The organism is Ramlibacter sp. (assembly GCA_019635435.1).
In the GTDB taxonomy this organism is placed as follows: Bacteria; Pseudomonadota; Gammaproteobacteria; order Burkholderiales; family Burkholderiaceae_C; genus JAHBZM01.
Genome location: JAHBZM010000001.1, coordinates 310,870 through 322,564, shown reverse-complemented (window position 1 = coordinate 322,564; position 11,695 = coordinate 310,870). Strand labels below are relative to the sequence as shown.

The 11,695-nt window shown below is 67.7% G+C and carries 11 protein-coding genes; 4 read left to right on the top strand and 7 right to left on the bottom strand.

Features of this window, described 5'->3' with window-relative positions; translation table 11 throughout:
- The first annotated feature begins 165 nt into the window (after positions 1 to 165).
- Positions 166 to 813 carry a hypothetical protein gene (locus KF796_01500; protein ID MBX3585288.1) on the top strand — a complete coding sequence of 216 codons (648 nt, stop codon included), beginning with the start codon at positions 166 to 168 and terminating at the stop codon, positions 811 to 813.
- Positions 814 to 954: 141 nt separating this feature from the next.
- Here the strand turns inward: KF796_01500 and KF796_01495 are convergent, their stop codons facing one another.
- The 5 genes from KF796_01495 to KF796_01475 form a co-directional block, all read right to left on the bottom strand.
- Entirely contained in the window at positions 955 to 2,238 is a 1,284-nt protein-coding gene (locus KF796_01495; protein MBX3585287.1) for an Hsp70 family protein, read from the bottom strand.
- 40 nt (positions 2,239 to 2,278) lie between these two features.
- Positions 2,279 to 2,860 carry an NAD(P)H-dependent oxidoreductase gene (locus tag KF796_01490; protein ID MBX3585286.1) on the bottom strand — a complete coding sequence of 194 codons (582 nt, stop codon included), beginning with the start codon at positions 2,858 to 2,860 and terminating at the stop codon, positions 2,279 to 2,281.
- A 28-nt stretch (positions 2,861 to 2,888) separates the two neighbouring features.
- Entirely contained in the window at positions 2,889 to 3,455 is a 567-nt protein-coding gene (locus tag KF796_01485; GenBank protein ID MBX3585285.1) for a YfiR family protein, read from the bottom strand.
- 9 nt (positions 3,456 to 3,464) lie between these two features.
- Entirely contained in the window at positions 3,465 to 5,339 is a 1,875-nt protein-coding gene (locus KF796_01480; GenBank protein MBX3585284.1) for a TonB-dependent receptor, read from the bottom strand.
- Between the two features lie 120 nt (positions 5,340 to 5,459).
- Positions 5,460 to 6,797, bottom strand: coding sequence for a D-amino acid dehydrogenase (locus KF796_01475; GenBank protein MBX3585283.1), 1,338 nt, complete (start codon positions 6,795 to 6,797; stop codon positions 5,460 to 5,462).
- A 76-nt stretch (positions 6,798 to 6,873) separates the two neighbouring features.
- Between KF796_01475 and KF796_01470 the strand changes: the two genes are divergently transcribed.
- Both KF796_01470 and KF796_01465 read left to right on the top strand, forming a co-directional pair.
- Complete coding sequence (locus KF796_01470; protein MBX3585282.1) at positions 6,874 to 7,788, top strand: LysR family transcriptional regulator ArgP; 915 nt, start codon at positions 6,874 to 6,876, stop codon at positions 7,786 to 7,788.
- A gap of 39 nt (positions 7,789 to 7,827) precedes the next feature.
- Positions 7,828 to 9,561: a diguanylate cyclase gene (locus KF796_01465; GenBank protein MBX3585281.1), complete on the top strand. Its 1,734-nt coding sequence runs from the start codon at positions 7,828 to 7,830 to the stop codon at positions 9,559 to 9,561.
- 4 nt (positions 9,562 to 9,565) lie between these two features.
- Here the strand turns inward: KF796_01465 and KF796_01460 are convergent, their stop codons facing one another.
- Complete coding sequence (locus KF796_01460; protein ID MBX3585280.1) at positions 9,566 to 10,117, bottom strand: hypothetical protein; 552 nt, start codon at positions 10,115 to 10,117, stop codon at positions 9,566 to 9,568.
- 193 nt (positions 10,118 to 10,310) lie between these two features.
- Between KF796_01460 and KF796_01455 the strand changes: the two genes are divergently transcribed.
- Positions 10,311 to 10,886: a TetR/AcrR family transcriptional regulator gene (locus KF796_01455; protein MBX3585279.1), complete on the top strand. Its 576-nt coding sequence runs from the start codon at positions 10,311 to 10,313 to the stop codon at positions 10,884 to 10,886.
- Here KF796_01455 and KF796_01450 read toward each other — a convergent pair.
- Positions 10,883 to 11,683 (bottom strand): metallophosphoesterase, encoded by an 801-nt coding sequence (locus KF796_01450; protein ID MBX3585278.1) that lies wholly within the window; start codon positions 11,681 to 11,683, stop codon positions 10,883 to 10,885. The genes KF796_01455 and KF796_01450 overlap by 4 nt on opposite strands.
- Between the last annotated feature and the right edge of the window lie 12 nt (positions 11,684 to 11,695).

Below are 11,695 nucleotides of genomic sequence, written 5' to 3'. Positions count from 1 at the left end.
CCGGTTGGGGTAGTGCGGAACCTTCGATGCCTGGTTCGCTTTTCCATTGACTGGAGCAAGCAATTGCGTAAAGACGGCGTAGGTAGTACCAGTCCTTGCAGAGGTAGCCGTTTTGTGTCGCCGAGCTTTCCGGCTACATTCCGCTAGGCCTTACGAGAATCGCGAATGACAGAATTCTTCCAGTTGTTGGCTAAAGAATGGGTTGTCGTTTCGGCGGCGCCCCTCACCTTCTGCGGAGTCGCTGCGGCTATGTTTGGACTGGCTTACGTCGTTGCGCGATGGAGGTATACAGCACTTGTAGAACAGGCGAAGGCTTCGAACGAAACTTTGCGAGAGCGCCTTCACCTCAAGGCGGAGCAAGTGGAGCAATACAAAGATCGAGCCTTGAAGTTCGACGAAAAAGTGCACGCCATTGTTGACTCCACGTCCTCGGCGCTCTCAACCAAGGCCATAGACTTTGTGGCAAACATTCGAGAATTTATTCGCCGTCAACAAGCTATCGATAACTCGATCCACGAGAACGAATGGCACGATATGGCCAGGGCCGCAGATCAGGATGACAAGAAGCGTCTCTGGGATAGATTCACAGCTGCAACGATGCGTGCGGCGTACGAACGAAACGCCGAGTGGGATAGGCGATTCAAAGTTGACGCGCTAATGATTCGAGATGAACTCCGCAGCAGACTTGAAGGCTACACGCCAGATTCCATGGCAGAGCGCTCTTACGAGCATCCCACAAATTACTTTGGCTTCACTGCTGTCGCCGATGACCTTGAGAAAATGGCGAAGTCCCTACGGCTCGGTGATGCTTAACAACTGCTGCAGGCGGTGCCGCGAGCGCAATGAACTGACCGACCGGTGTTGGGAATTCAAAACCATTCCGCAACGCACGAGTATTTGATCCGCAGCGGATTTCGGCAGATCGCGTAAACCGAACCGTGGCGTGAGAGGTCGCTAGCCCCCGTCCGGCCCCTGTTTGGCTCCTGCAGCCTCATAAACCAGTCCCGCCGCCACCCCCCCAAACAAATCCCCCTCCACCAGCGGCGTCCCCGAAAACGCCTGCTGCAGCGCGTGCTGGAACGGCGTGAGGGCCGATGAGCCGCCGGTGAGGTAGATCGCGTCCAGCTCGCCGGGCCGCAGGCCGGCCTCCTGCACGCAGTCCTGCGCGCACTGCACCACGCGCTGCAGCAGCGGGGCCAGGTGGTGGCTCAGCGTGGGGGCGTCCAGGCTCGCGCCCAGGCCGCGCTCGATGTAGTCCAGCGCCAGCTCGGCGGTGTGGCCGTCCTGGCTGCAGGCGATCTTGGCCTGTTCCACATCATTGGCCAGGTGGTGGCCCAGGCGCTGCTCCAGCACGGTCATGAGCCGGCGGTGCAGCGTCAGGTCGCTGTAGTTCACGCGCAGGGCCTGGGCCTCGCGCAGCGCGCGCGGGCCGTAGCGCCAGTGGATCAGGTGCCAGGTGGCCAGGTCAAAGAACACGGGGCTGGGCACCTCGCGCTGCTGCGGCCCGATGTGCCGGAAGCCCAGCAGCGGCATGGCCTGCTCCAGGCTGAGCTTCTGGTCAAAGTCGGTGCCGCCAATGTGCACGCCGCGCGTGGCCAGGATGTCGGCGCCACGGTCGCCGCCGCGCCGCGCGCGCTCGGGGCCCAGCCGCACCACGGTGAAGTCCGAGGTGCCGCCGCCAATGTCGGTCACCAGCACCAGCTGCTCGCGGTCCAGCCGCTGCTCGTGGTCAAAGGCCGCGGCAATCGGCTCCAGCTGAAAGCCCACATTGCGCAGGCCGGCGGCCTGCGCGGCCTGCAGCAGCATCTGCTGGGCCAGCGCGTCGCGCTGCGGGTCGTCGTCCACAAAGTGCACGGGGCGGCCCAGCACCACGCGCCCGGGCTCGGCGCCGGTCTGCGCGCGGGCGCGCGCCACCACTTCCTTGAGAAAGGTGCCGATGATGTCCAGGTAGCTCATGCCCTGGCCGTTGACCTCGGTGGTCTCCAGCAGCAGCGCGCTGCCCAGCAGGCTCTTGAGCGAGCGCATGAGCCGCCCCTCGGTACCCGCCAGGTACTGGGTCACGGCGTCGCGGCCAAAGTGGGTCCTGCGTTCCTCGGCGTTGAAGAAGATGGCCGTGGGCAGCGCGTGGGCGCCGCCTTCCAGCGCAATGGGGCGCGCGGGGCCGCCGTCCGCGCGCCAGGCCGCGGCCGAGTTGGAAGTGCCAAAGTCAATGCCCAGCGTGGCAGCCATGAATGTCATTTGCAGTGAATTGTTGGAGGAATCGGCCTCCAGTCCAGGCTCAGCGGTCGTTGTGCGCTATCAAAAAAGTAGCGGCTTGCGCCACGGCCTGGGTGTCGGCCGGCACGGCGTCGGGCGGCCCGCCCTTGCCCCACAGCGCGCCGCCCCAGGCCATGGACAGGAACTGGGCGCACAGTGTGACAGAGTCGATCATCGGCTGCGCCTTGGCCCGGTCACCGCTGGTGGTGATGAGCCGCAAGGACTTTTTGGCCATGGCGTCCTTGAACGGCAGGCCGGGCACGCGCATCCAGGCGCTCCAGTGGTCGATGTAGGTCTTGAGCGGCGCGGGCAGGCTGTACCAGTAGACGGGCGAGACCAGCACGATGTCGGTGGCGGCCATCGTGGCGTCGAGCAGGGTTTTGAGGTCGCCGCCGGGCAGCGGGTACTGGCCCGTGGTGTGGCGCTGGTCCACAAAGGGCGGCAGCGTCATGCGCGCCAGCGGCAGCCAGGTTTGCAGCGTGCCGGCGGGCAGTGCGGTGGCGGCCTGGCGAGCCAGCCATTCGGTGTTGCCCAGGTGGCCGCCGTCTTCGGGGGCCAGGCGCGTGGAGGCCACAAGAAAGAGAAAGTGTCGGGGTTCGCTCATCCCGGCATCGTAGCCGCAGGCAACGGCGCTACTGCACCGATCGCACGTTGCGCGCGGCCGAAAGCAGCCGCGGGCTCAGCTTCAGGCCCTGGCGGGTGGCGGCCTCCACCGACACATCGAGCTGCACGCGCCCCTCGTCAATCTGGAAATGGATCACCGAGCCGCGCGGCGCGGGGCCGCCCGTGTCGGTCACCGTGAGCACGCCCGAGGGCACCTGGGCCAGCAGTTCGGCCAGGCGCGTCTCGGACGGAGCCTTGAGGAAGAGGATGTGGTAGCCCGCCAGGGACGCGCCCTCGGTCAGCTGCGTGACCCACACGGGGCGGCCATCACGGTCGCGGTCGCGGGCCGTGTCCAGCAGGTCTTTCCAGACGGTGGGGTCGCCCAGCACGCCGATCTTGAGCGGGCTGGTGGGCTGGGCGAAGGTGCCCGCGGGCCATTCAACAAAGCTGGCGAACTTGTGCAGGAAGACCGCCTTGACCAGCGACGCCGTGGCCCGCTCCTGGGCCGTCTCTGCCCGCGCGGTGCCGGCCAGCCCGCCGGCCCACGCGCCCAAGGTCAGGGCCAGCGCCAGCAGCAGGGATCGGGTCGGGGTCATGCGGGCGCCCTAGAGCCGCCAGACGGCTTTGAGGAACACGCTGCGCGGCACGGCCACCTGGGTGTTCCACTCCACGTGCCGCGCCCGGTTGAGGTTGTGTGCCGTGAGCGACAGTTCGAGGGTGGGGCTGACCTGCCAGCCCAGCCGCGCATCGAGCACGGTGTAGCCTGCCACGGGCGGGTCGGGCAGCGCCCCGATGCGACGCAGCTGCAGGTCCAGCGTGGTGGCGTGGCCGAGGTCGTGCGAGGAGCCCAGCGTCAACTGGTGTGAAGGGTCGTTGCCCAGCGCGCTGATGGACGAGGGCGGCGGCACGCCGGGGCGGGCCTGCAGGTGTTCGCGCTGGTACAGGTAGCTGCCGCGAAGGCGCCAGGTGTCTGACATGCGCAGCGAGCCCCAGGCCGACACGCCGCTGAGCGTGCCTTCGAAATTGTTGTTGAGCGAACCGCCGGCCGGGCCAAAGTCCAGCGAGCGCAGCCGGCTGAAGTCATGGTGGAACAGCGTGACCGAATACGACAGCGCCGGGCGGGGCTGGGCCCGCCATCCCAGCTCATACACCTTGGCCACCTCGGACTCGAACAGCGGGCTGCCCATGGGGAGCACCGGGGCGTAAAGGTCGCGGTCAATGCGTGCCGGCGCCCGCACGCTGCGCGACGCGGCGGCCCACAGCAGGTGGTTGGGCGCCACGTCCCAGGCCAGCCGGGCGCTGGGCAGGTGCTCCAGCCCCGAGTAGTCGTTGTGCTCCAGCTTCAGGCCCAGCGTGAGCCTGACGCGCGGCGCCAGCGATAACTCGTCCTGGGCAAACAGGTTCCACAGCTGCAGGTGCCGCTCGGTTGGCAGCAGGGCGACCCTGGCGGGCGCGTAGTTGTCCACCCGGTCATGCTGGGAGCGCCAGCCGCCGCCCAGCAGCAGGCGGTGCCCGGCCAGGGGCTGCAACGCGTGCTGGTAGTCCAGGTCCACGGTGTCGACCACGTCGCGCAATGTGGAAGGCGCGTCGCGCACGGCCCGGTCCAGGTAGGCCTGGAACTGGCCCGTGCCGCCAGCCACCGGCCCGCGCCAGCGGCCCAGCAGGTTCATGCCCGAGAGCCGGCGCTGGCCCGTGGCTTCATCGATGGTGGTTTCGTAGGCATCGCCCTGCAGCGTCATGACTTGCGCGCCGTCGGTGCGGTCGGCGCGAAAGCCCGCCTGCGTCATGACGGCCGCATCGTTGACCGATGCGCCGCTGGCCAGCTCGGTGGCGTCGCGCCGCGTGCGCTTGGCATACAGCCGGTAGCTGGTGCCCTCGAGGGTGGCGCCGCCCCAGCGCGCGGCCAGCGCGCTTTCGTGGTTGCCGGCCCCGGCGCTGAACAGCGTGCCCTGGGTGTCGGCGGTGTGGCGGGTGATGATGCTGATCACGCCGTTGACCGCGTTGGAGCCATACAGCGTGCCGCCCGAGCCGCTGAGCACTTCAATGCGTTCCACGTCCTCGAGCATCACGTCCTGGGCTTCCCAGAAAGTGCCCGAGAACAGCGGCGAGTAGACGGTGCGCCCGTCGATCTGCACCAGCATCTTGTCGGCCAGCACGGAGTTCAGGCCCCGGGCACTGATGGCGTACTGGTTGGCGTCGGCGCGCGCCACCTGCAGGTTGGGCGCCAGCCGCAAGGCTTCGGGCAGGGTGGTCGCGCCCGAACGGCGGATGTCGTCGCGGGTGATCACATAGATGTCGCCGGCCACGTCCGACAGCGCCTGGACGCGCTTGGCCACCGAAACGACCTCGATGTTGGTCAGCTGTTCGATCGACAGGTCGACCAGGTTGGCGGCCATGGGCTGCGCCAGCGCAGTCTGGGGACCAGCCAGGAGGGCCGCGATGGCCAGCGGGACGTACGCGCGCGTCGACAGCAGGGGCATGGCGGCGATGGGTGGTGGGGGTCGCTCATTATTTCCGAGGCGGCCCCATCTGCGTGTAGGCCGGCGCCTACAGATTTCGACTCTGGCCGATCGGCCCGCCCCGGCCTTAGGCCGTTTCGCTTACGCGGTTCCGAGTGGCCGCGCCGACCCGCGCACCCTGCGTGGCGCCGCCGCGCCGCAGAAGCCAAACGCCATGTCGGGCCGCTCGCCGCTGATCAGCTCGGCCAGGGCCTTGCCCGAGCCCGCGCCGTGGGTCCAGCCCAGGGTGCCGTGGCCGGCGTTGACCCAGAGGTTGCGTACCCGGGTCTGGCCGATGTAGGGGATGTTGGTGGGCGTGGCCGGGCGCAGGCCGGTCCAGAAGCGCGGGTTGCCGCCTTCGGCTTCGGTGCGGGTGTCGCACACGCCGGGCAGCACGGCCTCGATGCGCTCGGCCAGCATGCGGCAGCGTGCGCGGGCCAGCGGCGTGTCCAGCGACAGGTCGAAGCCGTTGAGTTCGATGGTGCCGGCCACGCGCAGGTCATCGCCCAGGCGGCTCATGGCGCATTTCACTTCGTCGTCGATGGTGGAGACGTAAGGGGCCAGCTCGGGCTTCTTGAGCCTGAAGGTGGCGCTGTAGCCCTTGCCCGGGTACAGCGCGAGGTTCACGCCCACGCTGCGCAGCAGCGGCGCGCTGTAGCTGCCGCAGGCCACCACAATGGCGTCGGCCTGCAGCGTGCGGCGCGCGCCGGTGGCGCGGTCGGCCACGGCCACGCCGGCGATGATGCCGCCGGCCTTGTCCAGGCGCTCGATGTCGTGGCCGAACAGGAACTGGGCGCCCCGCGTGGCGCAGCGGCGCGCCAGCTCCTGGGTGAACACACGCGCGTCACCGCTCTCGTCGCTGGCCGTGTAGGTGCCGCCCACGATGCGGTGGCCAAACGACTTGAACGCGGGTTCGATGCGCAGCAGCTCGTCGCGGCTCACCACGCGGCGCTGCACGCCGTATTTCTGCATGAGCTGGGCGGCATCGGCCGCGGCGTCAAACGACTTCTGGTCGGTGAAGTAATGCGCAATGCCGCGCTCCAGCCGGTTGTACGTGATGCCGGTGGCGCTGACCATGTCCTTGAGCGCGGCGTGGCTGTAGGCGCCCAGTGCCACGAGCTGCTGCACATTGCGCTCAAAGGCGGTGTCGTTGCACTGGCTCAGGAATTGCAAGCCCCAGCGCCATTGCTGCCAGTCCAGGTGCGGCCTGAACAGCAGCGGGGCGTCATTGCGGAACATCCACTTGAGCAGCTTGGCCGGCGCATCGCGGTTGGCCCAGGGCTCGCAGTAGCTCACCGAGATCTGCGCGGCATTGGCAAAACTGGTTTCCAGCGCGGCGTCGGGCTGGCGGTCGACCACGGTCACGTCGTGGCCGCGCTCCAGCAGGTGCCACGCGGTGCTTGTGCCGATGATGCCGGCGCCCAGAACAAGGACTTTCATGCGCTGGAGTTTGGTGGAACTTGCCGGCAATTAAAAGAAAAATTAAACTCTAAGTGAAAACATCAGCACAGCTTATATGAGTACTTTTGATCCCGACGCACTGGAATGCCTCGCCGCCATTGTGGAGGAGGGCGGCTTTGAGCGCGCGGCGCAGCGGCTGTCCATCACGCAGTCGGCGGTGTCGCAGCGGCTGCGGGCACTGGAGGCGCAGGTGGGCACGGTGCTGATCGTGCGCAGCCGGCCCCTGCGGCCCACCTCGGCCGGGCAGTTGCTGCTCAAGCACACCAAGCAGCTGCGGCTTTTGCGCGCCGACCTCGAGCGCGACCTGAAAGAGCTCGCGCCCAGTCCCACCGGCGGCGCCCGCGAGGAGGAGCGCATCTCGATCGCCATCAACGCCGACAGCATCGCCACCTGGGCGCTGCCGGCGCTCAATGAGCTGGCAACCCAGGGGCTGCCGCTGGAGATCATCACCGACGACCAGGACTTCACCCACGAGTGGCTGCGCGAGGGGCAGGTGCTGGGCTGCGTGACCACGCTCAAGCAGGCGCTGCGGGGCTGCAAGGTGGTGACGCTGGGCGCCATGGACTATGTGGCAGTGGCGCAGGCGGACTATGCGCGTCGCAAGCTCGCCAAGGGCCTGTCGCCGCACAATTTCCGCGAGATCCCGTTCATAGCCTTCAACCGCAAGGACGACGGGCAGGCCGAGTTCGTGTCCAAGGCCTTCGGGCTCAAGCGCGTCACGCTCAACCAGCTGTTCGTGCCCAGCTCCGAGGGCCAGGTGCGCGCCGTGCTTGCGGGCTGGGGCGTGAGCATCCTGCCCGAACTGCTGGTGCGGGGCCTGCTGGAGCAGGGGCAGCTGGTCAACATCGCGCCGGGCCATGCGCTGCCGATCCAGCTGTACTGGCATTGCTGGAACCTGGAGTCCGACGTGCTGGACGCCCTCAGCGCCGCCCTGACCCAGGCCGCCAGCAGTGCCTTGACGAACCCCTGACGCAGGTATCCAATCAAACGATACAAAATGTATCGTTGGTTGGCCACCCGTTGGATGTTCGGCCTGCTCGCCGGTGGGTTGTTCTGGGTTTTGGGCAACGGTGCGCTTGCGCGGACCGTGCTGGACCTTGACGTGCAGAAGCAACCGGTGGCGCTGGCCGACTGGGGCGACTACTGGATCGACACCAGCGGCAAGGTGGAGTTCGATGCGTTCCTCAAGATCAACCGCGCCGAACTCGAGCCCACCCACACCGGCAAGCTGTACCCGCTGCAATCGGGCCAGACCCTGTGGATCCGCTTCAGCGTGCCGCCGGCCCCCGACGTCGAGCGCTGGTACCTCAAGCTGCCCAACCCCGGCCTGGACCGGGTCACCCTGTTCACGCGCACCGACCTGGGCTGGACCTTCCAGACCGCGGGCGACCATGTGCCGGTGGCGCACTGGCCGCTGCCCCACCTGTACCCGATCCTGCCGCTGTCGGTCTCGGCCGCCGAGCTGGGCCAGCATGTGCTGCGCATCGAGGCCAGCAACAGCTTCAGCACGCCGATCCAGTTTGTCAGCGAAAGCGGTCTGTCGTCGGAGCAGCAGCGCATTTCACTGCTGCACGGCGTGTACTTCGGCCTGCTGACCATGGTGGCGGTTTTCGGCGTGATCAGCGCCGGGGTGATGCGCGACCAGGCCTACCTCTGGTTCAGCCTTTACGCGGTGCTCATCAACATCTCGGTGGCCACCGGCGTGGGCGTGGCCGGGCTGCACCTGTGGCCACACAGCCCGCAATGGGCCGATGCGGCGGAATACGTGCTGCCCTCACTGAGCTTTGCCCCGCTGCTGATGTTCATTGCCCTCACGGCATCGCTGCGGGCGCGCTCGGTAGCAGTGTTCTGGCTGTTCTGCGCGCTGGCGCTGGCCGCCGTGGCTTCGGCGGCGGGCGCATTGGTGCTGTCGGGCCCCTCGCGCCTGCACCTGCTGGTGGCCACGGTGCTGGGGCTGGCCGCCGCGGGCCTGGCCGGATTGTGCTGGGCCTGGTACCACGGCGACCGCTTTGCGCGCTGGCTGCTGCTGGCCTTCACGCCCATGCTGCTGGCACTGCCCTTTCCGGTGGCACGCTGGCTGAGCCTGACCCCGCTGGGGTTCTGGACCCAGCACGCGGTGCAGCTCGCGCTGGGCGTGACCTTGCCGTCGGTGTTCCTGCTGCTGATCCTGCGCAGCCAGGAGCGCCGCGACTACCGCCGGCGCATCACCCATCTGGACCAGGTGGACCCGCTCACCGGGCTGGTCAACGACGACGTGTTCAGCCACCGCCTGCGCGGCCTGATCGAGCGATCCCAGCGGTTCGGCTGCCAGAGCGCGGTGGTCCTGGTGGACTTCACCAACCTGCACAAGCTGCGCGAGGAGTTCGGCCGCAAGGCCGTGCTCGAAGTGCTGCTGCGGCTGGCGGGCCGGCTGACCTCCCTGGTGCGCGACGTGGACACCGTGGCCCGCGTGGGCGATGCGCGTTATGGCGTGCTGATCGAAGGGCCGGTGCCGCCCGAGCGCGCGGCGGCACTGGGCTCCAAGCTGCTGGCGCGGCTGATCATGCCGTTCAACCGCATGCCCATGGGGCTGGCGGTGCGGCCCAAGGTGGCGGTGGCGCTGGTCCCCGCGCAGGGGGAGGAAGTGCAGACGGTGCTGGACCGGCTCGACGGCATGCTCAAGGGCGCGCCGCCGGATTACCGCAAGAACATCTACGTGGTCGACTCGCAGCCGGCTTCGGCGCCGCTGTCCGTCCCGCCTTGAGGGTTCAGAACTCGCGCGAGAACAGGGTTTCGCGCAGCGCGTTGGCCTTGTCCTGGTCAAACTGGCCTTCCACTCGGGCCAGCACATCGCCATTGCGGTTCAGCACCACCGCGTAGGCCGTGTGGGGGCTGTTCAGGCCGGCCGCGCGGATGAAGGCCGCGCGGTCGGTGAAGACCGGCAGCATGCGCGAGCGCTCGCCTTCGGTGGTGTAGCGCGCCAGCAGCCGGTTCTCGATGGCGCTGCGGCCCTGGGCATGGCCCGGGTCCTGGAGCACCGGCATGCGCAGCCAGTTGATGTCGGGGTTCTGGCGCAGCTGCAGCCCCTGGATCCAGCTCTCGATGTCGCCGTGATGGCCCCGCTCGAACGCGATCAGCGCCAGGGTGCGGTCAGAAGGCAGGCCGGCCGGCAGGGACAGCGTGCGCTGGTCAAGCCGTTTGGCGGTGAGCGAAGGGAGCTTGCCCATGACCGTGGAGTCACTGGGCGCCGCAAACGCCAGCACCAATGCAGCGGCCGCAGCCCCGGCCCAGGCCAATGTGTTCGTCCAGACGTTCTTCATGGTGAACGCTCCTGCGTTGCGAGTGATCCAGTGCAGCAAGATTGATGCACGTTCCTTAGTGTTCCATACAGCCGGTTTGTTCCGTGACTGTCGGGTTGTAAAGTAAACCGGCCATTTGTTTTCAGACGTAACCGGTTAAAATAAGCCCATGAACAGCGCTGCCACCGTCGTCAAGATTTCGTTCAAGGAGCAGATGCTCCAGGCGCGTGAAGACGCGATCGTCCAGACCGTCAACCGGCTGCTGGCCGAGAAAGGCTTTGACGCCATGACTGTGGACGAGGTCGCCGCGTCGGTCGGTATTGCGAAAGCAAGCCTTTACAAACATTTCCCCAGCAAGGAAGACCTCGCGGCCGCCGCCATGGTTCGCGTCATGCGCCGCGCCCAGGATTTCCTGGCGGGTGTGTCGCTGGAGCTGGCGCCGCTGGAGCGCCTGCGCGCCGTCGCGCGCTGGACCATGGAGGTGCAGCTGGCCGGCGAGATGCCGTCCCTGCCCAGCCAGAATTCCTCCCTGCGCGCGGCCCTGATGGGCAGCAAGGACTACATCGACGGGCTCATGGAAGTCAGCGACACGCTGGGCGGCTGGATCGAGGCTGCCCAGAAAGAGGGCACGCTCAATCCCGCGCTGCCCCCCATTGCGGTGCTTTACACGCTGTATGCGCGGGCCTGCGATCCGGTGCTGGAGTTCCTCAAGGCCAGCGAGAAGTACACCGATGCGCAGATCGTCGAGCTGGTCATGAGCACCTGCTTTGACGGCCTGAACGCCCGCTAGACGCTCACGCAGAAGCCGTCGCGGAAGCCTTCCTGCTCGCCCTTGCCGCGGTAGCCCAGCGGGTTGGCCACCACGCGGCACCCCTGGTGCACATAGTCGCTGGGGCAGTGCAGGTGCCCATGCAGCCACAGCCGTGCCCGGGGCAGCCAGTCGTCCAGCGCATTGCAAAAGCCTGCCGTGCCGGGGACCATGCCGTAGCGCGGGTCGGCGCTGCGCAGGCTGGGCGCAAAGTGCGTCACCACCACGGTCGCCCCGTCAAACGGCGCGGCCAGCGCCTGCTCCAGCCAGTGCTGGCATTCCAGCGCCAGGTCGCGCACCTGGGGCGCCAGCAAGGGCTGGCCGTGGCGGGTGCCACCGGTGGTGCGCAGGTAGTAGTTGGCCGCGCGGAACGCCTTTTCACGCGCCTTGAGCTGCTGGGCGGCCCGGGCCTGCAGCGCCAGCGCATCAAAGTCGCTCCACAGCGTGGTGCCCACAAACCGCACCCCGTCGCGCACCAGCACCTCGCGTTCCAGCCAGGTGATGCCCAGGCGCGCGCAGGTGTCGCGCAACCGGGCGTGGGCCTCGTCAAAGTCCAGCGCGTCGTACTCGTGGTTGCCCGGCACATAGAGCACCGGCACCGGCCAGCCACGCAGCGGCGAGAAGCGCGCGAGGCCGAAGTCGGCATCGGCAAGCCGTGAGCCGTACTGGTAGGAGCCGATGTCGCCGGCCAGCACCAGCAGGTCGGCGCCGGCGGCGGGCGTGGGCATGAAATCCGGATGCACCTCCAGGTGCAGGTCGGACAGAAGCTGGATGTTCACCGCGCCATTGTT